The sequence below is a fragment of the Saccharopolyspora sp. NFXS83 genome (genome assembly GCF_026241095.1).
GTDB lineage: Bacteria > Actinomycetota > Actinomycetes > Mycobacteriales > Pseudonocardiaceae > Saccharopolyspora_C.
Genome location: NZ_JAPFGB010000009.1, coordinates 167,450 through 188,918 on the forward strand (window position 1 = coordinate 167,450; position 21,469 = coordinate 188,918).

A 21,469-nucleotide genomic window follows, 5' to 3' on the forward strand; every position below is an offset into this window, starting at 1 on the left:
GCTCGCGGTTCCACCTGGCAGGTCGGTCCGGGCGGGTCAAGGAGTTTCGCGAATCGTTTCAAATGGCGGGAATCATTTACGGTACGTGCTGATGTCGCATGCGCACGGTTACTCGCTCGGGAAAATCGACCATTTCGGACCCTCGTGGGATTGTCCGGCGGGGAGAAGCCGATCCGAGCGCGTCGGCAAGACCTCGCGCTGGGGCGGAAATCACTCCATTTTCGGGCGGGGTGCCGGACGTTCGTGCTGGCAGGTCGTCGAGAGTTCACGTCGTACAGTGCTTGAGCTGGGGCGTCGTCCGGTTGACCGGCACTTCCTCCACGTTTTTCCCGCACTTTCCCAAGTTGAACAGTCACCGCCCATTGTGGCCGTGTGAATGATGGCAAAGTCCCATTGCGTGCGTCATCACACCCCCGCTCGGATCGCTCCCAATTCTCGGGAAAACGCCAGCTAAGGCCTGTCAAGATGCAGATCTTGGAAGGCGTCGACGCACGTCGCGGAGGGGTGGCGGGTTCTAGCCATGCCTTTGTTTCCAGCTGGGCCCGGTAGCTACGTTTTCGGCATCCGAGTCAATTAGAGCAATCGACTCCAGTGCCGGGCGGTGCGTCCGCCGGAAACGTGTCGGTTCGTGACGGAGGTAATCCCGTGAAGAAAATGCTGTTCGGTGCCGGCGCCGGTCTCTCCGCCGCGGCACTCGTGGTCGCAGCGGTTCCCGCACTCGCCGCCGCCCCGCAGGCCGACCTCGCCCCGCTGACCATGCACGCGGCCAACGCCGCCGGTGCCGGTGACTCCTTCGTGGTGAACCTGAAGGCCGGCGCCAACGCCGCCGACGTCGCCAAGGAACTGGGCGTGCAGACCGAGCACGTCTACAACAACACCCTCAACGGCTTCTCGGCCTCGTTGAGCCCCCAGCAGCTGCACGACGTGCGCGCCAACCAGGCCGTCGAAGGCGTCTCGCAGAGCTTCCGCATCCAGGTCGAGGCGCCGCACGCCGCCGCCGTCGGCTCCTGGGGCCTGGACCGGCTGGACCAGCCGGCGCTGCCGCTGGACGACACCTACGCCCCGGCGCAGACCGGCGCGGGCGTCACCGCGTACGTCATCGACACCGGCCTCGCCGTCGACCACCCCGACTTCGAGGGCCGCGCCAAGTTTGGCTTCGACGCCACCGGTGGTGACGGCGGCGACGTCCAGGGCCACGGCACGCACACCGCGGGCACCATCGGCTCCAAGACCTATGGCGTGGCCCCCCAGGCCGAGCTGGTCGGCGTGAAGGTGCTCGGCGACGACGGCAGCGGCACCAGCGCCGACATCATCGCCGGCATGGACTGGGTCGCGCAGAACGCCAACGGCCCGTCCGTGGCGAACATGTCGCTCGGCGGCAGCAAGGACCCGGCGCTGGACGAGGCCGCCACCGGCCTGGTCGACAGCGGCGTGTTCCTCGCGGTCGCGGCGGGCAACGAGTCGCAGGACGCGGAGAACGTGTCCCCGGCCAGCGCGGAGGGCGTGTTCACCACGGCGGCCTCCGACATCAGCGACACCTCGGCCGAGTTCACCAACTTCGGCGCGACCGTCGAGGGCTACGCCCCCGGCGTGGACATCACCTCGACCGTCCCCGGTGGCGGCACCGAGGCGATGGACGGCACCTCGATGGCCAGCCCGCACGTGGCCGGTGCCGGTGCGCTGTTCCTCGAGGCCAACCAGGGTGCGACCCCGGCTGACGTGATCAAGGGCCTGCAGGGCGGCGCCTCGGTCGGCGTCGTCCAGGGTGCGCCGCAGGGCACCATCGCCGACCTGCTCCAGGTCGACGCGGGCTGACGCTCCGCAAGAAACCGGTGTGGCCGGGTATCGACCCGTGAGGCGATGCCCGGCCACCTTCTTGACCTCCTTCTTGATCGGTCAATGCCGACCGCCGATTCCCTCGCGCGATGAGCGCGGACAGGTGGTCGTCCGTGGTCGCGGTGCATCCGCCGCACCACGCGGAACCACCTGATGCAGACATTGGTTCGCGGTCCTGGCACTGACCAGAGGAAGTGCGGCTGAGGTGTATCAACTCTTTCTGGCGTTCGACGGCTTCGTCCCGGCGCTGACGGTCCTGTTCCCGCTCGCGGTGCTCGTCGCGGCCGTGTCCGGCACGGTGCGCAGCAACAGCCTCCGGTCGGTCTCCCCGCTGCACGATCCGCTGATCGACGCGGTGCTCGTGTTCGCGGTGATGTTCACCGCCTACCTGGTGTTCTACCCGCAGCCGGAGATCGCGGAGCGGGTCCGCATGGAGATCGGCAACGACCTGTACACGGCGCTGCGGGCGGCTCCCGGCGATGTGCGGCCGTGGGTGCAGCTGGCCGGGAACCTGGTGCTGCTGCTTCCGGTGGCGACGCTGGTGCCGCTGCGGGTCCGCTGGTTCGACAGCCTCGGCAAGATCGTCATCGGCGGGCTGACGACGGCGCTGATGATCGAGACGGTGCAGTTCTTCTTCATCCCCGGCCGAGTCGCCTCGACCGACGACGTCGTGCTCAACACGCTCGGCGCGTCCGTGGGCGGCGTCGTGGTGTGCGCTCGCTGGTGGCGCGCTCAGGGCCAGCTGCTCGGTCCGAACCACCGCAGCGTCGAACCGGACGAGGCGCAGACCACGGTGTGGCGGATCATCGCGAAGATCGAACAGGAGCGCGTCCCCGGCACGCGGCGCTCGGACGCCGCCGCGGTGCGGATCGCGCCCCGGCAGAGCGGCGAGCGGAACGCGGTTCCGGCGCGTCGGCCCGGCGCCCCGCTCCCTGCCGACGCGCGCAGGACCGCTTCGCGCGGCCCGGCCGCGGCGAACGTCCCGTCTCCCGCGAAGGCCCTGGCTCCGGCCCAGGGCGGGCGGATCCCCGCGAACGCGGCGCCGCGCGGGGGACGCGTCCCGTCCCCGGCGGCCATCGAGCGGGCCTTCCCGGCCGCGGTGAACGCCTCGGGCGGACGGCCGCGCCAGGGCGTGCCCTCCGGTCGCACGCCCGCGCGGCGGTCCTGACGTCGGTGGCCGGGTGACCCGCGCCCGGCCACCGGCACCACCCGGCCGGACGCGCCCTCGGCCGGGTGGAGCACAGCGGCGCTGCTCGTGCTCGACCTGCTCCTACTTCCCGCGCTGCTCCTGCGTCGGAGTTCCCTGCAGGGCCTGGTTGCGGGCGCTGAACGAGCGGCCGAGCGCGGCCACCTCCCGCTCCATCTGCGGCATGATCTTGCGCAGCGAGGGCGCCATGATCCGCGCGGCGAGCTTCGACGCGGGCAGGTTGCGCAGCCAGTGCATCAGCATCACCGGGCGCGGCACGTACACCCGGCGGGAGCGGCGCTCCACGGCGTCGGCGAACGCGGTGGCGCACTTCTCCACGGTCGTGGTGGCGTGCATCGGCCACGGCAGGCGCTTGCGCATCTCGCGGAAGCTCGGCAGGTCGGCCTTCGCATCGCGCACCAGGTCGGTGTCGATCCACGACGGGTGCGCGCTGCCGACCGCGACGCCGAGGTGGGACACCTCGGAGCTCAGCGCGCTGGCCAGGGCTTCCGCGCCCGCCTTGCTCGCGGTGTAGGCGGCCATGCCGCCCATCGGGGCGAACGCCGACAGCGAGGACACGACCAGGATGTAGCCGCGCTGCTCGATCACGTGCGGCAGTGCGAGGCGCGCGGTGTGGAAGACGCCGTTGATGTTCACGTCGATCGTCTTGGTGAACGCGTGCGGGTCGCCGTTCTGCACGGTGCCGAACGGCGCGATGCCCGCGTTGGCGATCACGGCGTCGATCCGGCCGTGCGCGGCGACGGTGCCGTCGACTGCGGCCTGGAGGGAGTCGGGGTCGGTGACGTCGGCCTCGAACCAGGTGTGGCCGTCACCGAGCCCGGCGGTGACGGCTTTGAGCTCGTCGGGTTCGAGCCCGGTCAGCGAGAGCCGGGCACCGCGGCGTGCGAGCTCCCTGGCGGTCTGCGCACCGATGCCGCGCGCGGCACCGGTGATCAGGACGACTTTGCCGGACATCGTTGACGGCATGCGCACTCCCGGAACTTGGTTCAACGTCACCTACTCCCAAGTAGGCTACCGGCAGTAGCTTACTTTCGGTAGGTCCTGGCCCGTGGGTCCGACCAGCCTGTGGATGAAACGCCGCACCTGTGGACAACTACCGCGATGTCGCGAGAAGTCGAATGCGGCCCGAGCGGGCCACCGGTTCGCCGAAGCGCCTGCCGATTGCGCTCGCGTCCTAGCTGAGCGCTCAGCGCAGGGGTGCGGGCGGATGTCGCATTCTCGCGGGGACGGACCAGGTTCGGGCCGGTTCAGAGGGCGGTGAGATCGGCTCGTTCGGCGTCGCGGCCGTCGAGGATCCGCTCCGCCAACGAGCGCATCTGCGGGGCCGAGCCTTCCTCCAGCTCCGCTTGGGCCAACTGCGCGCCGCCGTCGTAGAGACCGGTCATGGCCTCCTTGAACAGCCCCGTGAACTCCGGACCGCGAGCCTGCCGCAGCTGAGCCACCAGCTCCTCGCTCGGCATCCCCGGCACCCGGGGCTCCTCGGCGACGAGGTCCTCGGGGGCGCTCCCGGACGGAACGCCTTCGGTGTCGGTGAGCCAGCGGGCCAGCTCGTCGGCCTGGGCCTGCCGGTCCTGCCGGATTCCCTCCGCGTAGGCGGCGACCTCGGGATCGCCGGAGTCGCCCGCCAGCTCGGTCAGCTCCAGCAGCTGCCGGTGGTGCGCCAGCAGCTGCCGGGCGAACTCCTGATCGGTGCTCGTGTGCGCCGCGTCCTCCTGCTCGCCGGGTTCCGGCGCGTCCGCGCCGGGCGCCTCCGAGGTGTCCGCGGCCGGGGGCGGGGCGGGCTGCTCCACGGGGCCGCAGCCCGTGAGCGCGAGCCCGCAGGCCAGTGCCGCGCCGGCCAGCAGCCGCGGCGCGTGCGCACGGCTCCCGCCGGGACGGCGGAAGTGGGAAACGCCTGGTCCGGCGGTCGTCGGACCGTCGGGCGCGTTCCGGCTCGGTGACCACGCGCGGCCGGGCGGTGCGGTCCGCGTGGGGCGGTGCCAGTGGAACAAGGCTCGCTGCACGTGCCCGCCCTCTCCCAGGGTGGTGATCGTTCCGGCCGGGCCCGCAGGCATCACCGGCCGGGGCTGTCGCGCTCCAGGCTAACGATCGAGAAGCGCTCACCCGTCAGGGTGCGCCGCGGCGGTGGCCGACGCGAGGTGTCGCCTCGCTCTCACCACGGATGACCTTGCGCGAGTCGATGACTAGGGTGGCTACGGCCCGGCCGCAGGCACGTGCGGCGGTCGGACTACTATCCGCAGACGGCAGCGATCGTGCCGGGCGCAGGCCACCTGGTACCTGGGCGCGTCGCAGCCGACGCGCCGACCCAACCGGGTCGGGCGGTCCCGTTCGCGGGCCCGCGCAATCACGAGGAACAGTGCAGGAGGCACCGTGACGGCCGTCGCGCCACAGCCGATAGCCACGCGCCCCTATCCGGCGCGCCAAACGGTCAAGGGGTCGTTCCTGGCGCGGATGTTCCGCACCACCGACCACAAGCAGATCGGCATCCTCTACCTCGTCACCTCGATCGCCTTCTTCATCGTGGGCGGGCTGATGGCGATGCTGATCCGCGGGGAGCTGGCCGTTCCCGGGATGCAGTTCTTGTCCCAGGAGCAGTACAACCAGCTGTTCACGATGCACGGCACGATCATGCTGCTGCTGTACGCGACGCCGATCCTGTTCGGCTTCGCGAACTACATCCTGCCGCTGCAGATCGGTTCGCCGGACGTCGCGTTCCCGCGCCTGAACGCGTTCGGCTACTGGCTCTACCTCTTCGGTGGGCTCGTGGTCGTCAGCGGGTTCCTGCTGCCGGGCGGTGCCGCGGACTTCGGTTGGTTCGCTTACACCCCGCTCTCGGACGCCCTGCACTCGCCGGGCCACGGCGCGGACTTCTGGGTCGCCGGCCTGGCCGTCTCCGGTCTGGGCACGATCCTCGGTGCGGTCAACATGATCACCACGGTGGTCTGCCTGCGCGCACCGGGCATGACCATGTGGCGGATGCCGATCTTCACCTGGAACATCCTGGTGACGAGCGTGCTGATCCTGATGGCGTTCCCGATCCTCACCGCGGCCCTGATGGGCCTGCTGGCGGACCGGCAGCTCGGTGCCCACGTGTTCGACCCCGCCAACGGCGGCGTGATCCTGTGGCAGCACCTGTTCTGGTTCTTCGGACACCCCGAGGTCTACATCGTCGCGCTGCCGTTCTTCGGCATCGTCTCGGAGATCTTCCCGGTGTTCAGCCGCAAGCCGCTGTTCGGCTACACCGGCCTGGTGTACGCGACGCTGGGCATCGCGGCCCTGTCGGTCGTCGTGTGGGCGCACCACATGTACGCGACCGGCGCGGTGCTGCTGCCGTTCTTCTCGTTCACCACGTTCCTCATCGCCATCCCGACGGGCATGAAGTTCTTCAACTGGATCGGCACCATGTGGCGCGGCCAGTTGACGTTCGAGACGCCGATGCTGTTCAGCGTCGGCTTCCTGGCGACGTTCCTGTTCGGCGGTCTGACCGGCGTCCTGCTGGCCGCCCCGCCGATCGACTTCCACGTCTCGGACACGTACTTCGTGGTGGCGCACTTCCACTACGTGCTCTACGGCACGATCGTGTTCGCGACCTTCGCCGGCATCTACTTCTGGTTCCCGAAGATGACGGGCCGGATGATGGACGAGCGGCTCGGGAAGATCCACTTCTGGTTGACGTTCATCGGCTTCCACACCACGTTCCTGGTGCAGCACTGGCTGGGCAACGAGGGCATGGTCCGCCGGTACGCCGACTACCTGGAGTCGGACGGCTTCACCGCGCTGAACACGCTGTCCACCGTGGGCGCGTTCATCCTCGGCGCGTCGATGCTGCCGTTCCTGTGGAACGTGTTCAAGAGCTACCGCTACGGCGAGATCGTGAACGTCGACGACCCGTGGGGCTACGGCAACTCCCTGGAGTGGGCCACGTCCTGCCCGCCGCCGCGGCACAACTTCACCGAGCTGCCCCGGATCCGCTCCGAGCGCCCGGCCTTCGAGCTGCACTACCCGCACGTCGCGGACCGGATGCGCCTCGAAGCCCACGTCGGCCTCACCGGCAAGCCGCTGGCGCACGCCGCTCCCTCGGAGAAGGCCGCGCAGGCGGTGGTCCCGCCGGAACAGGGCGGGGACCGCGACGCCACCGAGAAGTAGTGGTCACCGACCGCACCGCGGAACGCAACGTGATGTGCGCGCTAGTGCCGCACCGCACGGTTGTGCCAAGGTGAGTCGGCTCTGACGACGAGCCCCGGCAGACTCCGGTCTGCCGGGGTTTCTCGTGTTCCCGAACGGAAAGGAGTGCCCGCAGCCGTGAGCACGCCGAATCCCACCACCGTGCTGATCACCGTGACCGGACAGGACAAGCCGGGGGTCACCTCCGTGCTGTTCGCCGCCCTCACCGCGCACGGGGTGGACATCGTCGACGTCGAACAGGTCGTGATCCACGACCGGCTGGTGCTCGGTGTGCTCGTGTCGACCGACCGGGACCCGGAACACCTGCAGGAAGCCGTGGAGCAGGCGATGGCGACCGTCGGCATGGCCGTGGACGTGCTGATCGGCGCTCCCGACGGCGACCCCGCGAAGCTGGCGTCCACGCACGTGGTCGTCGTGCTGGGACATCCGGTCTCGGCCCGCAGCTTCACCGAGGTCGCGCGCAGGCTGGCGGCGATGAACGTCAACATCGACTCCATCCGCCGCGTCGCCGACTACCCGGTGACGGGACTGGAACTGCAGGTCACCGCCCCCGACTCCACCGAGGAGATGGGCGCGGCGCTGACCTCGGAGATGGGCGAGCTCTCCGCCGGGCTCGGCGTGGACGTGGCGGTCGAACGCGCCGGCCTGACCCGGCGGGCCAAGCGGCTGGTCGTCTTCGACGTGGACTCCACGCTCATCCAGGGCGAGGTCATCGAGATGCTCGCCGCGAAGGCCGGGTGCGAGGACGCGGTCCGCGAGGTCACCGAACGCGCCATGCGCGGCGAGCTGGACTTCGCCGAGTCGCTGCGCGAGCGGGTCGCGGTCCTGGAGGGCCTGCCCGCGACGGTGCTCGACGAGGTGGCGGCCGACCTGGAACTCACCCCCGGCGCCCGCACCACGGTGCGCACGCTGCGCAGGCTCGGATTCCACACCGGCGTCGTCTCCGGCGGATTCACCCAGATCATCGATCACCTGGTGGCCGAGCTCGGACTCGACTTCAGCGCGGCCAACGAACTGGAGATCGTCGACGGCAAGCTCACCGGCAGGGTCATCGGCGAGATCGTCGACCGCCCAGGCAAGGCGCACGCGCTGCGGCGCTTCGCCGACGAGTTCGGGGTGCCCTCCGGGCAGTGCGTCGCGGTGGGCGACGGCGCGAACGACATCGACATGCTCTCCGCCGCGGGGCTCGGCATCGCGTTCAACGCGAAACCCGCGCTGCGCGAGGTCGCCGACACCGCGCTCTCGCACCCGTTCCTGGACGCGATCCTGTTCGTGCTGGGCGTGACGCGTGCCGAGGTGGAGCTGGCCGACGCCGAGGACGGCGTGGTGCGGCGGGTTCCGCTCGAAGCGTGAAGCGGCATGGGACCCCATCCGTGATCGTTCTCCGGGTGGGCAGGTCGATCACGACGGTGCGAGGGGAACGAACATGACCGGGACCGAATTGGACGAGGTGTCGCTGCGCATCGAGGCGACGCCGGAACAGGTCTGGGACCTGCTCTCCGACATCACCCGGATGCCGGAGTGGAGCCCGAACCTGGCCCGCTGCACGTGGCGCGGACGCGTCCGCGAACCGGTGGCGGGGGCGCGGTTCATCGGGTTCAACAAGCCCGGCGTCCCCACGTCGAACGTGGTGGAGCGGGCCGAGCGCGGGCGCGAGTTCACCTTCCGCACCACGCTGCACAACACGGTGTGGCGCTACCTGCTCACCGAGGACGGCACCGGAACGCTGGTGACCGAGCAGCGGGACACCTCGCGGACGAAGCACAGGATGCTGGCGCCGCTGTACAAGCTCACAGGTGGCCGCGAGAAGCTCGCCGCGACCTTCCGCACCGGGATGGAGCAGACCCTCCGCCGCCTGAAGGCGGTCGCGGAGGCCTAGCCGCCTGGGCGGTTCTTCGGAGTGAACGGACCGTTCGTCCCATCCGTTGGGCGAACGGTCCGTTCACTCACGTCCGGATCTCTGCCCAACAGCCGCTGCGCGCTCCGCGCCGGTGCAGGGCGCGGTGCGGTTTCGGAGTGAACGGACCGCCTGTCCCATCCCCTTGGGCGAACGGTCCGTTCACTCCGATCCGGCGGCGCACGGTCGCCGCTTCGCGTCGCCGGGGTCGAGCGAGGTGAACGGACCGTTCGTCCAGTCCGGTTGGGCGAACGGTCCGTTCACTTGAGTGCGCGAGGACGTCAGGTCGTCGCCGGGGTCGGGGTCGCGAACAGGTCGACGTGGCCGTTGGAGATGAACGACGGTCGTTGCTCCAGCTCGCTAAACGCCGCGGTCAGACTCGGGAAGCGGTCGAACAGGGCGGACAACGCGATGCGGGCTTCCAGCCGGGCCAGCTGGGAACCGACGCAGAAGTGCACGCCGTGGCCGAAGCTGAGGTGCGCGGTATCGGAGCGGGCCGGGTCGAAGAGATCCCCGCCGGGGTAGTGCGCGGAGTGCCGGTTGGCCGCCAGCAGCCCGGCCACGATCGCTTCGCCCTCCCTGATCGTGCCGCCCCCGGGCAGCGCGATCTCCTCGACGGCGAAGCGCAGCGGCAGGTTCGCGAGCGGCGGCTGCCAGCGCAAGGTCTCCTCGATGATCGCGTCCCAGCTCAGCTCGCCCGCCCGCACCGCGGCCAGGTGCCGGGGTTCGGTGAGCAGCTGCGCGATGGCGTGCCCGAGCAGGTTCACGGTCGTCTCGTGGCCCGCCGAGAACATCAGCATCAAGGTGTCGGTCAGCTCGCCGTCCGACAGGCGAGTCCCGTCCTCGTCCCGCATCGCCAGCAGGTCGCTGGTCAGGTCATCACCCGGGCTCCGGCGGCGGGCGGCGACGTGGTCGCCGAACAACCGGTACAGGGTCTCCATCCCGGCCACCATCTCCTCCGGTGTCGTCGTCGTGCTGAAGAACGACTCCACCAGGCGGCGCATCTCGTCCAGGGCCGCGCGGTCGGTGATGCCGAGCAGCGAGCTGATCACCGCGACCGGCAGCGGATTCGCGAAGCGCTCGCGCAGGTCCACCGCCACACCCGGTGGGGCGGCGGCGACGTCGTCGAGCAGCTCGGTGGTGATCCGCTCGACGTGCGGCTGCAGCTCGCGGATGCGGCGGGCGGTGAACGCGGGCGCGATCAGAGCTCGGAGCCTGCGGTGCTCGGCACCGTGCGAGTTGAACATGTTCCGCATCGAGACCCAGGTGTGCAGCGGCCAGTCCGGTGGCAGCTCGCGGTACGCGGGCCAATGCCGGTGCGGATCTTTGGACACGCGCGGGTCGGCGAACAGGGCTCGGAGCACCACCGGGTCGGTGACCAGCCAAGCCTCCACCTCGCCCGGTAGCAGCACGCGCGTCGCCGGACCTCGCTCGCTGAGCCGGGCCGCCTCGGCGTGCAGCTCGCTCCCGGTGGGATCGAGCGGGCAGGGGGAAGTGGAAGGTTCCATCGATCTGCTCCGTGATGTCGTTCCTGCACGCCGTGGGTGGCGCGTACCCAGCATGGAGCGATCGAGCTCCGCTCGGTGACCGTCGACGGGGTGAAGCTGCGTCGCCGTTCGGACGCATCACCTCCGAGCTCGCGCAGAGCCGTGCTCCAGCGGCAGACCTGCGCCCGTACGAGGACGGTGGCGGTGCCCCGGCGACTTTTCGGAGTGAACGGACCGTTCGTCCAATCCCGTTGGACGAACGGGCCGTTCACCCCCTGGCGAAGCCCCGCTGATGGCGACCGTGCGGCCGGGACGTTGCCGGGTGCCGTGGCGAACTTCCCGGGGTGAACGGACCGTTCGTCCGGTCTCGTTGGACGAACGGGCCGTTCACTCCGGTTCGATGCGGGCGACCCGGCGCCGCGGGCGGAGGGCGTCGGGTTAGGTGAACGGACCGTTTGACCGGTCTCGTTGGACGAACGGGCCGTTCACTCCGATCGGTCGTGGGTGTGAGCGATCCCCTGCGGTCGGGGTGGGGCGGTCGTGGGCGGGGTGGGGATAATCGGGGTGTGTTCGATGCCGCTGTGCTGAATCCCTTGCTGACCCGCTACGCGTCCTGGCTGGCGATGCCGACGGAGTTGACCGCGGACACCTCGGACGAGGATCCCGAGCAGGTCGTGCTGATGCCGATGGTGCTGCGCATCGAGCGCGCCGAGCCGCCGCGCCGCACGGCGCTGCTGGAGGCCGCGGCGTCGGCCGCGCTCGCGGTGTGCCTGGACGAGCGGGCCAAGCCCGGCGGCGTGTGGCACGAGCCGGTGCACCACTGGATCTCCGGCCGCATCCGCAAGGTGTCGCGGCGGGCGCGGGGCGCGCACTGGGCGGCGGTGCAGGAGTTCCCGGGGCGCACGGTGGAGGTGGACGGCGCCGAGGTGCGGGCGTTCCTGCCGTCGCGGGTCGCGGACATGCCGAGGGAGTTGACGCGGCTGCAGATCTCCGGCAGCGAGCTCGACGCGGACGAGCCGGGACCGCCCGTAGCGGGGGCGCCGGTGCTGTGGCTGAACCCGGACGTGGCGATGAGCGCGGGTAAGTCCGCTGCTCAGGTCGGTCACGCCACGATGTTCCTGGCGGCGTTGCTGCACGGCGAGCACCGCGACGACGAGGTGGCGCGGTGGTCGGCGGCGGGGCTGCCGTGCTCGGTCCGCGTCGCCGACGGGGCGACTTGGCGGCGGCTGCTGCCGGGCGACGACGCGGAGACAGCGTGGCGCCGCCACGGTGTCGCGGCCGTCCGCGACGCGGGTTTCACCGAGATCGATCCCGGCACCGTCACCGTCCTCGCCCAGTGGCCGCGGCCGTCCGGAACCGCCTGAGCAACGCGAGTCCGACTGCGCGGGGGTGAGCCGGTCAGACCCTGGGTTGCGGCGTGCTCGCCCGGCGCGCGGTCAGGACTGCGTCGAGGAGGTCGAGGATCTGCCCGCGGATTTCGGGCAGGTCGCCCAGCGCCTCGTCATCGAGGGCGACCAGCACTCGTTCGTTGACGGAGGCGATCAGCGACTGCCATTGCGCCGCGGTGAACTCCGCGTCCGTGAAATTGCGGGCGAGCATCTCGGCCCACTGCCGGTACGCGTCCCGGCGGCGGCGCATCCCCTCCGGCCCGACGCGGACGATCTCGACGAGGAGCACCCGGGCCAGTTCCGGGTCGCCGATGACGGCGCGCAGGTAGACGTCCATCCCGGTGAGCATCCGGTGCTGCCCGTAGGGCTGGTCGCGCACGGCTTCGTTGATCGCGTCGACCAGCCTCGACGTGGCTGCCTCGTAGACGTCCAGGAAGCACTCCTGCTTGTCGGCGAAGTGCTCGTAGAACGTGCGCCGCGAGACCTGCGCCTCCCGGACGATGTCGGCGACCTTCGCGCGGTCGTAGCCGTTCGCGGCGACGGCGCGCATCATCCCGTTCCGCAGCTTCCTGCGGTGGTGGTCCCAGGCCCCTTCGGCCCGCGGGCCGGGCGGTAGCCGCGGACCGCGCTCGGGAACCAGCTTCGCCGGGTCGACCTCGGTCATGCCTTCAAAGTAGCGCCCCGGCCGGGTCTGCTACGTCGGATTCCGGGGCGGTGCGGGCTGGCTCACGCCGACGGAGCGCATGAAACCGCCCAAGAGCGTCTGCGACATTTCGTCGCGAAGGTCTGGCGGCCTGGAAGTCGTCAAGGCCAAGTGCTCTTGGGCGGCTCATCCGGGCGAACCCGGCAACTACGATGCTCCCGCCGCGCGAGGCTGCGGACCAGGGCCGAAAGTCCCGTCGACGTCACTTCGCGGGTTCGCAGACGACGACCGGGATCGTGCGGTCGGTCCAGGACTGGTACGAGTCGAAGTCCGCGTAGAGCTCCAGCAGCTTCGCCCACAGCTCGGCCCGTTCCGGACCCTCGGCGACGCGTGCCCGCAACCGCAGCGCCTCCTTGCCGATCTGCACCGTCACCTCGGGGTTCGCGGTGATGTTGTGGTACCAGGCGGGGTGCCGGGGCAGGCCGCCCTGGGACGCGACGAGCACCACCCGCTGGCCGTCGCGCAGGTACAGCAGCGGCGTGGTGCGGTCCTGCCCGCTCTTGCGCCCGGTCGTGGTCAGCAGGCAGGTCGGCACGCCGCGCCGCCAGGCGCTGCCGATCCGCCACCGGCCGCCGATGCGCCCACCGGTCGCGCGGTACGCGCGCACGTGGGCCCGGGACATCACCCGCATCACCTTGGGCACCAGCGGGGAGTCGAGTTGCCGCGGTCTGCGCATGGCGAGTCCTCCTGCTCCTCGGCCTGGACGGACCGGGCAGGCCCGTCGGTGGCAAGCGGTGATTTCCGTTGTGCGGACGGGAGTACGCCGCGTCCTTGGGTCTCGGCCAAACGCTTGCTAGGGTCATTGAAGCAGCTGCAGCAAGGCGCGTCGATCTCCATCCGGGCTCTTTCCACGCATCGCCGCCGCGGGCTCCGCCGAACCCCGGCGCGGAGAGGAAATTCCTTGCGACACGGCATCGTGCTGTTCACCAGCGATCGCGGGATCACGCCGGGACCGGCCGCGCAGGCGGCCGAGCAGGCCGGTTTCGACACGTTCTACGTCCCCGAGCACACCCACATCCCGATCAAGCGGACGGCCGCGCACCCCGGTACCGGTGGCGCTGACCTGCCGGACGACCGCTACCTGCGGACCTTGGACCCCTGGGTGAGCCTGAGCGCCGCCGCCGCGCTGACCTCGCGGATCCGGCTGGCCACGGCGGTGGCGCTGCCGGTCGAGTCCGATCCGATCACGCTCGCCAAGACGATCGCCTCCTTGGACTGGCTCTCCGGCGGGAGGGTCCTGCTCGGGGCGGGATTCGGCTGGAACACCGATGAGCTCGCCGACCACCACGTGCCCGCGCACCGGCGGCGGACCGCGCTGCGCGAGCACATCGAGGCGATGCGCGCGCTGTGGACCGAGGAAGAGGCATCGTACTCCGGTGAGTTCGTCCACTTCGGACCGTCGTGGGCGTTCCCGAAGCCCGCGCGCATCCCGGTCCTGATCGGGGCCGGCGCGGGGCCGAAGACGTTCGCCTGGATCGCCGCGCACGCCGACGGCTGGATCACCACGCCCGCCGACACCGACGTGGCCGCGAACGCGGAGCGGTTGCGCGCGGCCTGGGCGGAGGCCGGTCGGCCCGGCTCACCGGAGATCCACGTGCTGGCGACCCGGAAACCGGCGCCGGACCTGCTCGCGGAGTGGGAGGGCTGCGGCGTCACCGAAGCGATCTGGGGACTGCCGGACAAGTCCGCCGACGAGGTGCGGGCGTTCCTCGCGCGGCACGCCGAACGGCTCGGCATCGGGCCCCCGGCACCTGCAGGGTGACCGCGGTCAGTCGTCGCCGACGCCGCGGGCCGCGAGCGCTTCGCCCAGTTCGTCGGAGTGGCGCAGGGTGCGGACCAGGAACGGGACCGCGAACGCCGAGAGCGAGCGTTCGGCGTTGCGGGCGCGCTGCGCCTCGCGGGTCTCGGTCGCGATGGTCGACAGGGCCGCGACGGCCTGCAAGGTCAGCCCCACCAGCAAGCCCACCCGTTCCGGCCGGACGCCGATCCGGCGCAGCGGCCCGAGCCCGCGCTCCACCGCGGTGACCAGGTCGTCCACCCTGGTGGTGAGGGTGAACAGGTTGGCGGCGCCGAGCGCGGCGAACAGCCGCAGCGTCACCACCGAAGCCTGGTCCAGCCCGAGCATCCACCACTGCAGCAGGAAGATCACCGCGAGCAGCGGCAGCAGCAACCGGGACGCCTGCCAGCACCGCCGCGGCGGGATCCGGGCGAGCGCGTAGCCCGCCACCACGACCACCGCCACCACGGCCAGCGACGGCGCCGAGCCGAGCAGGAAGATCAGCACCGCGAAGCCGAGCAGCAGCACGAACTTCACCCCGGCGGGCGTCCGGTGCACCGGGCTGGACCCGGGTTCGTACAGACCGAGCGGGCTCACCCGATCAGCTCCCGGTAGTGCGACAGCGCGGCCTCCGGGGTGCCGTCGGCGGCGATCCGCCCCTGGTCGAGCACCACGACCCGGTCGAAACCGTCCAGCAGGTGCAGGTCGTGGGTCACCAGCACCACCTGCTGCGGCAGCTCCCGCAGCAACTCCATGAAGTGCCGCTTGTTGCGCAGATCCAGCAGCGTGGTCGGCTCGTCGCAGACCAGCACGTCCGGTTCCAGCACCAGCATCGAGCACAGCGCCAGCAGCTGCTTCTGACCGCCGGAGAGCTGGTGCGCGGGGTGCTCGGCGTAGCCGGCGAGACCGTGCCGGGCCAGCACCTCGGCGGCCCGGCGCTCCCGCTCGGCCTTCGGGATGCCGTGCCTGCGCAGCGAGAACGCCACGTCCTCACCGGCGGTCGGCATCACGATCTGGCTGTCCGGGTTGGTGAACACGAAACCGACGCGCTTGCGCACCGCACGCCCGTCGCGCGCCGGGTCGAGCCCGTCGACCAGCACCCGGCCGCTCGTCGGCGCCACCAGGCCGTTGATCATGCGTGCCAGCGTGGACTTGCCGGAGCCGTTCGCGCCGACGAACGCGACCCGCTCCTCGCCCAGCCGCAGATCGATGCCGTCCAGCACCGGGTGCTCCCCGTAGGCGTGCGCGATCTTCTCGAACTCGATCAATCCACTCGCTCCCACACCGTCGCCACGCCCAGCCCTCCGCCGGAGGACAGGGCGGCCACCCCGGTGCGCGGCCCGTTCTCGCGCACCATGCGGCTGAACAATCGCACCACCAGGACCGCACCCGACGCTCCCCAGGGGTGGCCGAGCGCGATGGCGCCGCCGTCCGGGCTCACGCCGCGCTCGTCGATCCTGGCCGCGTCCACGCAGGCCAGGACCTGCCCGGCGAAGGCCTCCGTGAACTCGACGAGCTCCGGAACCGGACGATCCCGCAGCACGTGGCGCAGCGCGGGCACCGCACCCAGCCCGAGGCGGCTCGGATCCACACCGGCCGTGCGCTCGGCGACCAAGCGCAACCCCGGCACGCCCAGGCGGCGGCGCTCCCGCTCGGTGGTGATGAGCACGGCCGCGGCCCCGTCGCTGACGCCGCAGGAGTTCGCGGCGGTCGCGGTGCCGTCGGAGGTGAACGCGGGCCGGAACCGCGCCAGCCGCTCCCGGCCGAACCCGCGCCTGGGCCGCTCGTCGCGCCCACCGCCCACGTCGACCAGTTCCGCGTCGAAGCGGCCCGCGTCCTGCGCCGCGACCGCGCGGGCGTGGCTGCGCGCCGCGAACTCGTCCTGCCGCTCGCGGGAGATCCCGGCCTCGGCCGCGACCACGTCCGCCGCCGGACCCATGTCCGGGTCGCCGAGATCGGCGGGCGCGAACGGGGCGCGCGAGTAGAACCGCGGTGGTTCCCCCGCCGACCGCGGCCGGTGCGCCCGCCACGGCGCGGTCGACGCGCTCTCCACCCCGCCGGCCAGGTAGTGCTCACCGGCGCCGCCGCGCAGCATCGCGGCGGCCACAAGGATCGAGCTGAGGCCGCTGGCGCACTGCCGGTCCACCGTCATGCCGGGGACACCGACCCCGAACCCGGCGCGCAACGCCGCGACCCGCGCGGGATTGCCGCCCGGCCCCATCACGTTGCCGAGCAGCACGTCGTCCACCGCTTCCAGCCCCGAATCGTGCAGGGCGGCGGTGAGCACCGGCGCGGCGAGCCGTTCCGCGGTCAGGTTCCGCAACGCGCCGCCCACCTCGCCGATGGGGCTGCGGCGAGCGGCGATCACCACCGGGTCGCGATCGTTCACCGCAGCTCCTCCGCGTCGAGAGTGCCCTCGCGCAGACCCTCGGCGATGCCGGCCCGCGCCGGTTTGCCGGAGCCGGTGCGGGGGAGGGCGGACACCGCGAGCCAGCGCCTCGGCCGCTTCGCTGGTTCCAGGTGGCGCGTCCTGGCGCGCAGCTCGGCGCGCGTCGGCGCGGTGCGCGGGTCGACCTCCAGCACGGCCGTCACCAGCGCTCCGAGCCGGCGGTGCGGGGTGCCCGCCACCACCACGTCCCGCACGTCGGCGGAGCCGCGCAGCGCCGACTCGACCTCTTCGGCGACGACGAGGGCGCCGCCGGTGCTGATCGTGGAACCGGTGCGGCCCAGCACGCTCACGGTGCCGTCATCGTGGCGCACCGCGTGGTCCCCGACGCTGGACCAGCCCGGTTCCGCCGCGTCGAGGGCGCCGCGGCGCAGGTGGCCGTCGAAGGTCAGCTCCGAGCGGACCCACAGCACGCCTCCGAGCTCCGCGGGCAGCGAATCGCCCATCGCGTCCCGGACGTCGACGTCCACCAGCGGGCGCAGCCGCGGCGCACCGCGGCGCGCCGCGATCAGCGAATGCTCCGCGGAGCCGTAGTACTCCAGCAGCTCGCAGCCCGGCAGCAGCAGCCGCAGCCGCTCCTCCAGCACGCCGTCCACCCCAGCGCCGCCGCAGACGACCAGGCGCAGCGCGCACGCCGCGAGCAGCTGGGGACGGCGCTCCCACACCGACAGCAGCGCGGCGAGCATCGCCGGAACCAGGTGCACCACTGTCGCGTCGCGGCACTGCTCGGCGACCGCGGTCGCCGACCACTTGGGCAGCAGCCGCACCTCGCGGTCCTGGTGCAGGGCGTGCAGCGCTCCGAACAGGAACAACGACGAGCTCAGCGGGCCGGGCACCAGCACCACGTCGTCGCGGCGCAGCACCACGTCCAGCGCCGTGAAGCTCGCCAGCCACGATCCGCGGGTGCGGACCAGCACCTTCGGAGCGCCGCTGCTGCCGGAGGTCGTGGGCAGGTAGAAGTGCGTGCGCTCATCACCGCGCGCCGCGACGGGCGCCGCCTCCGGAGGAGCGCCGGAGACGATCGCACCGGGCTTCGCGTCGGCCAGCACCGACTCCGGGCGCGACCACTCCGGGTCCACGATCAACGTCGCCGAGCCTGCCAGGTCCGCGCCCAGCAGCCAGCACAGGCGGTGCACCGGATCCGGCTCGTCCACCGCGACCCGCGCCACCCCGTCCAGCCTCCGCGCGGCGCCGTGGGCGCGGCGCAGCACCTCCGCGCCGGTGAGCGCGGTCCCCGGCGACGACACCCCGGCCGTGAGCGGGCCGGTGCCCAGGATCGGCGGGGCCATTCAGCTCCCGGCCGGGCGGGACGTGGCCACCGGCAGCGCGCGGTGCACCGCCGCCGCCACCAGCGACACCGCCACCAGCTTCACCGCGTCGCCCGGCAGGAACACCAGCGACTGCACCGCGGCGGCACCGAGATCACCCGTGAACGCCGCCCAGTACGGGATGCCCACCAGGTAGTCCACGGCGATTCCCGCGAAGTTCGCCAGCAGCAACAACGGCAGGCGCGGGCGCGGCAGACCGCGCTGCACGATCAACCCCACCACGACCGCCGACAGCAACCAGCCCAGCACGAACCCGCCGCTCGGGCCCGCGAACGGGGCGATGCCGCCGCGCCCGCCCGACAGCAGCGGCAGGCCGATCGCCACCAGCGCCAGGAACAGCAGCACCGACGCGCCGGCGCGCCGCGCACCGAGGATGCTGCCCGCGAGCAGCGGCCCCATGTTCTGCAGGACCACCGGCACCGCGGCGCCCGCGATGAACAGGCCGGGGAACAGGCCGAGCACAGCGATGAACGCCGCGAACACCACTGTCCTGGCCAGGTCAGCGGCCGGTTGGGCGGTGCGTTGTCCAGGCACGACGACTCCTCACGCCGATCACGGGTCGGTGCGAACGTACCCGGCTCACCGGTGGGAGCAGAAAAGCTCCGACCACATCGTGGACGCCCGCACCCCGGCGCGGCCCACCCGGAGACCAAGCCCACACCGGCGCCGCCCGCTTTCGGAGTGAACGGACCGTTGGTCCAATCCCGTTGGACGAACGGTCCGTTCACTCCGAAAAGCTCCCCGCCGATCGGCGGGCGCTGCGGTGATCGAGGAGGCGCGCGGTGAGGTGAACGGATCGTTCGCCCAATGCCGTTGGACGAACGGTCCGTTCACTCACATCGGAGTTCCGCGGAGGTGGGCGTTGCGGGGCTCCCCGAGGGCGGAGGGGTTGTGAGTGAACGGACCGTTCGCCCAGTCCCGTTGGACGAGCGGTCCGTTCACCCGGGTACGGGAGGGGAATCGTCAGGTGGCGGCGTTGAGGCGGGTGAGGGCGCCGCGGACGACCTGCGGGTCGTAGGTCGTCCAGAACGGCGGCAGCGACGCGCGCAGGAATCCGCCGTACCGGGCGGTGGCCAGCCGCGGGTCGAGCACGGCGATCACGCCGCGATCGTTCGAGGACCGCAGCAGCCGCCCGGCGCCTTGGGCGAGCAGCAGCGCGGCGTGCGTGCCCGCGACGGTGAGGAAGCCGTTGCCGCCGTGCGCCGACACGGCCTTCTGCCGCGCCGAGGCCAGCGGATCGTCGGGCCGGGGGAACGGGATCCGATCCATGATCACGAGTTGCAGCGACTCGCCCGGCACGTCCACGCCCTGCCACAGCGAGAGCGTCCCGAACAGCGAGGTCTCCGGATCGGCCGCGAACTTGCCGACGAGCTGAGCGGTGTTGTCCTCGCCTTGGCACAGCACGGGGGTCTTGAGCCGTTCCCGCAGCTCCTCCGCGGCTTGCCGCGCGGCGCGCATCGAGGAGAACAGCCCGAGCGTGCGCCCACCGGCGGATTCGACGAGTTCGGTGAGTTCGTCGAGGTATTCGGGCGGCAGCCCGTCCCGCCCCGGCTGCGGCAGGTGCCGGGCGATGTAGAGGATGCCGCTGCGCTGGTGCTCGAACGGCGAGCCGACGTCGAGCCCGGTCCACTTCGGCCCGCCGGTGTCCGACGGGGGTTCCTTGCCGCTGGCCATGTCGGCGGCGGGAGCGGCCTTGCGCTCCGGCGGCAGCCCCCATTGCCGGGCGAGCGTGTCGAAGGAACCGCCGAGCGCCAGCGTCGCCGAGGTCAGCACCGTGGTGCGCTGCCCGAACAGCCGCTCGCGCAGCAGTCCGCCGACGCCGAGCGGCGCGACCTTCACCGTCGGCGGCCGGTTCGGTTCGCTGCTGATCCACACCACGTCGCGGCGTTGCCCTTCGGGCTCGTCGAACGCGTCGAGCAGCCGGACGGCGTTGTCGTGGAGTTCTTCGGTGAGCGCGAGGGCGAGTTTCCGGGCGCTGCTGCCTTCGGGGTCTTCCTTGCGCTCCGGACCGAGCGCGGTCATGCACGCGGCGGACGCGTCGCGCAGCGCGGTGAGCGAGCCGCCGAGCGCCTGCGGCATCTCTTCGAGCCGTTGCGGGCGGGCGTCCTGGAGGACGAGTTCGATGCCTTCGGCGGCTTCGTCGAGCCGGTCGGCGATGCTCTGGTCGATGGCCCGGCCGCAGCGCCGCGCGGCGAGTTTCGCCTGGTTCGCGGACAGTTCCCCGGTCGCGGCGGAGGTGACCCGGTCGACGAGGTCGTGCGCCTCGTCGATCATGACCACGTCGTGCTCGGGCAGCACGGGCCGGTCGTCGAGGGCGTCGATGGCGAGCAGCGCGTGGTTGGTGACGACGACGTCGGCCCGGCCCGCTTCGCCGCGGGCGCGTTCGGCGAAGCAGTCGGTGCCGATGGGGCAGCGGTGCACGCCGAGGCATTCCTTCGCGGTCACCGACAGCTGCCGCCACGCCTGGTCGGTGACGCCGGGCACGAGCTCGTCGCGATCCCCGGTGTCGGTCTCGGTGGACCACTCGCGGATCCGCTTGATCTGGCGTTCCAGCGCGGAGGCGGCGAACGGGTCGAACAGCGCGCCCTCTTCGGGTTCTTCGGGGGCGCCGCCGTGGATCCGGTTGAGGCACAGGTAGTTGCGGCGCCCTTTGAGGATCGCGAACGTCGGCGGGCGCCCGAGCGCCTCGGCGAGCGCCTTCGACAGCCGGGGCAGGTCGCGGTCGACGAGCTGGCGTTGCAGCGCGATGGTCGCCGTGGAGATCACGACCGTGGTCGCTTCGACGACGGCGTGCCGGATGGCGGGCACCAGGTAGGCGAGCGATTTCCCGGTCCCGGTCCCGGCCTGCACCGCGAGGTGCTCGCCGGAGCCGATGGAGTGCTCGACGGCCGCCGCCATCCGCGACTGCCCTTCGCGCTCGGAGCCGCCGACGGACCCCACGGCGATCCCGAGCAGCGTCGCCAGGTCGGGGATCTGCTCCGGTGGTTTCGCGGTGATCGGCTCGTCGCGGCGGCGCTTCTTGTCGCCGGGAGCTCCCTTCAACGCCAGGTCGGCGGCGATCTCAGGTGGGAGCTCGTCGGTCTCGTCGAGCTCGAACACATCCGGATCGGACCACTGCGGAACAGAACCTGGCACGCCCCGGGACGCTACCGTCCACCTCTGTCAACCCCCCGCCCGCATCCCCCCGGCGGGTCCGTCCGCGACCGACGTCGCCG

General features: G+C 71.7%; 18 protein-coding genes. 7 read left to right on the forward strand and 11 right to left on the reverse strand.

Going from position 1 to position 21,469, the window contains the following annotated elements; genetic code table 11:
* Positions 1–654: 654 nt before the first annotated feature.
* Positions 655–1,815 carry a S8 family peptidase gene (locus OOZ19_RS12725; protein WP_266090377.1) on the forward strand — a complete coding sequence of 387 codons (1,161 nt, stop codon included), beginning with the start codon at positions 655–657 and terminating at the stop codon, positions 1,813–1,815.
* Positions 1,816–2,041: 226 nt separating this feature from the next.
* Complete coding sequence (locus OOZ19_RS12730; RefSeq protein WP_266090304.1) at positions 2,042–3,004, forward strand: VanZ family protein; 963 nt, start codon at positions 2,042–2,044, stop codon at positions 3,002–3,004.
* 102 nt (positions 3,005–3,106) lie between these two features.
* Here the strand turns inward: OOZ19_RS12730 and OOZ19_RS12735 are convergent, their stop codons facing one another.
* On the reverse strand, positions 3,107–4,009 hold the full coding sequence (locus OOZ19_RS12735; protein WP_266090305.1) for an SDR family oxidoreductase: 903 nt from the start codon (positions 4,007–4,009) through the stop codon (positions 3,107–3,109).
* Positions 4,010–4,290: 281 nt separating this feature from the next.
* Positions 4,291–5,046, reverse strand: a complete 756-nt coding sequence (locus OOZ19_RS12740; protein WP_266090306.1) for a DUF305 domain-containing protein — start codon at positions 5,044–5,046, stop codon at positions 4,291–4,293.
* A gap of 367 nt (positions 5,047–5,413) precedes the next feature.
* Between OOZ19_RS12740 and ctaD the strand changes: the two genes are divergently transcribed.
* The 3 genes from ctaD (at position 5,414) to OOZ19_RS12755 (ending at position 9,107) form a co-directional block, all read left to right on the forward strand.
* Positions 5,414–7,189 carry an aa3-type cytochrome oxidase subunit I gene (ctaD, locus tag OOZ19_RS12745; protein ID WP_184477215.1) on the forward strand — a complete coding sequence of 592 codons (1,776 nt, stop codon included), beginning with the start codon at positions 5,414–5,416 and terminating at the stop codon, positions 7,187–7,189.
* 156 nt (positions 7,190–7,345) lie between these two features.
* Entirely contained in the window at positions 7,346–8,581 is a 1,236-nt protein-coding gene (serB, locus tag OOZ19_RS12750; protein WP_266090307.1) for a phosphoserine phosphatase SerB, read from the forward strand.
* Between the two features lie 73 nt (positions 8,582–8,654).
* Positions 8,655–9,107, forward strand: a complete 453-nt coding sequence (locus OOZ19_RS12755; RefSeq protein WP_266090308.1) for an SRPBCC family protein — start codon at positions 8,655–8,657, stop codon at positions 9,105–9,107.
* Between the two features lie 299 nt (positions 9,108–9,406).
* On the opposite strand, the gene OOZ19_RS12760 is transcribed toward OOZ19_RS12755, so the two are convergent.
* Positions 9,407–10,633, reverse strand: a complete 1,227-nt coding sequence (locus OOZ19_RS12760) for a cytochrome P450 family protein (RefSeq protein ID WP_266090309.1) — start codon at positions 10,631–10,633, stop codon at positions 9,407–9,409.
* A gap of 602 nt (positions 10,634–11,235) precedes the next feature.
* Here OOZ19_RS12760 and OOZ19_RS12765 point away from each other — a divergent pair.
* Entirely contained in the window at positions 11,236–11,976 is a 741-nt protein-coding gene (locus OOZ19_RS12765) for an aminoacyl-tRNA hydrolase (protein ID WP_266090378.1), read from the forward strand.
* Positions 11,977–12,010: 34 nt separating this feature from the next.
* On the opposite strand, the gene OOZ19_RS12770 is transcribed toward OOZ19_RS12765, so the two are convergent.
* Complete coding sequence (locus OOZ19_RS12770; protein ID WP_266090310.1) at positions 12,011–12,664, reverse strand: TetR/AcrR family transcriptional regulator; 654 nt, start codon at positions 12,662–12,664, stop codon at positions 12,011–12,013.
* Between the two features lie 241 nt (positions 12,665–12,905).
* Positions 12,906–13,379 carry a nitroreductase family deazaflavin-dependent oxidoreductase gene (locus OOZ19_RS12775; protein ID WP_266090311.1) on the reverse strand — a complete coding sequence of 158 codons (474 nt, stop codon included), beginning with the start codon at positions 13,377–13,379 and terminating at the stop codon, positions 12,906–12,908.
* 225 nt (positions 13,380–13,604) lie between these two features.
* Here OOZ19_RS12775 and OOZ19_RS12780 point away from each other — a divergent pair, with 225 nt between their 5' ends.
* A complete protein-coding gene (locus tag OOZ19_RS12780) occupies positions 13,605–14,465 on the forward strand; it encodes an LLM class F420-dependent oxidoreductase (RefSeq protein ID WP_266090312.1) in 861 nt (286 codons plus the stop codon).
* A 6-nt stretch (positions 14,466–14,471) separates the two neighbouring features.
* Here the strand turns inward: OOZ19_RS12780 and OOZ19_RS12785 are convergent, their stop codons facing one another.
* The 6 genes from OOZ19_RS12785 to OOZ19_RS12810 all read right to left on the reverse strand — a co-directional run bounded on the left by OOZ19_RS12785 (position 14,472) and on the right by OOZ19_RS12810 (position 21,389).
* Positions 14,472–15,077, reverse strand: coding sequence for an energy-coupling factor transporter transmembrane component T family protein (locus OOZ19_RS12785; RefSeq protein ID WP_266090313.1), 606 nt, complete (start codon positions 15,075–15,077; stop codon positions 14,472–14,474).
* On the reverse strand, positions 15,074–15,748 hold the full coding sequence (locus OOZ19_RS12790; protein ID WP_266090314.1) for an energy-coupling factor ABC transporter ATP-binding protein: 675 nt from the start codon (positions 15,746–15,748) through the stop codon (positions 15,074–15,076). Before OOZ19_RS12790 ends, OOZ19_RS12785 begins: the two co-directional genes overlap by 4 nt.
* On the reverse strand, positions 15,745–16,869 hold the full coding sequence (locus tag OOZ19_RS12795) for a thiolase family protein (RefSeq protein ID WP_266090315.1): 1,125 nt from the start codon (positions 16,867–16,869) through the stop codon (positions 15,745–15,747). The genes OOZ19_RS12790 and OOZ19_RS12795 overlap by 4 nt, the downstream gene beginning before the upstream one ends.
* Complete coding sequence (locus OOZ19_RS12800) at positions 16,866–18,215, reverse strand: class I adenylate-forming enzyme family protein (protein WP_266090316.1); 1,350 nt, start codon at positions 18,213–18,215, stop codon at positions 16,866–16,868. The genes OOZ19_RS12795 and OOZ19_RS12800 overlap by 4 nt, the downstream gene beginning before the upstream one ends.
* Positions 18,216–18,788 carry a biotin transporter BioY gene (locus OOZ19_RS12805; protein WP_266090317.1) on the reverse strand — a complete coding sequence of 191 codons (573 nt, stop codon included), beginning with the start codon at positions 18,786–18,788 and terminating at the stop codon, positions 18,216–18,218.
* Between the two features lie 429 nt (positions 18,789–19,217).
* A complete protein-coding gene (locus tag OOZ19_RS12810) occupies positions 19,218–21,389 on the reverse strand; it encodes an ATP-dependent DNA helicase (RefSeq protein WP_416309426.1) in 2,172 nt (723 codons plus the stop codon).
* Positions 21,390–21,469: the final 80 nt, after the last annotated feature.

Excerpts from the sequence above, each read along its gene's own strand:
- OOZ19_RS12725 (WP_266090377.1), top strand. The coding sequence starts at position 655 with ATGCTGTTCGGTGCCGGCGCCGGTCTCTCCGCCGCGGCACTCGTGGTC.
- OOZ19_RS12770 (WP_266090310.1), bottom strand. The coding sequence starts at position 12,664 with ATGACCGAGGTCGACCCGGCGAAGCTGGTTCCCGAGCGCGGTCCGCGG.
- OOZ19_RS12735 (WP_266090305.1), bottom strand. The coding sequence starts at position 4,009 with ATGCCGTCAACGATGTCCGGCAAAGTCGTCCTGATCACCGGTGCCGCG.
- OOZ19_RS12800 (WP_266090316.1), bottom strand. The coding sequence starts at position 18,215 with ATGGCCCCGCCGATCCTGGGCACCGGCCCGCTCACGGCCGGGGTGTCG.
- OOZ19_RS12760 (WP_266090309.1), bottom strand. The coding sequence starts at position 10,633 with ATGGAACCTTCCACTTCCCCCTGCCCGCTCGATCCCACCGGGAGCGAG.
- OOZ19_RS12765 (WP_266090378.1), top strand. The coding sequence starts at position 11,236 with ATGCCGACGGAGTTGACCGCGGACACCTCGGACGAGGATCCCGAGCAG.
- OOZ19_RS12775 (WP_266090311.1), bottom strand. The coding sequence starts at position 13,379 with ATGCGCAGACCGCGGCAACTCGACTCCCCGCTGGTGCCCAAGGTGATG.
- OOZ19_RS12755 (WP_266090308.1), top strand. The coding sequence starts at position 8,655 with ATGACCGGGACCGAATTGGACGAGGTGTCGCTGCGCATCGAGGCGACG.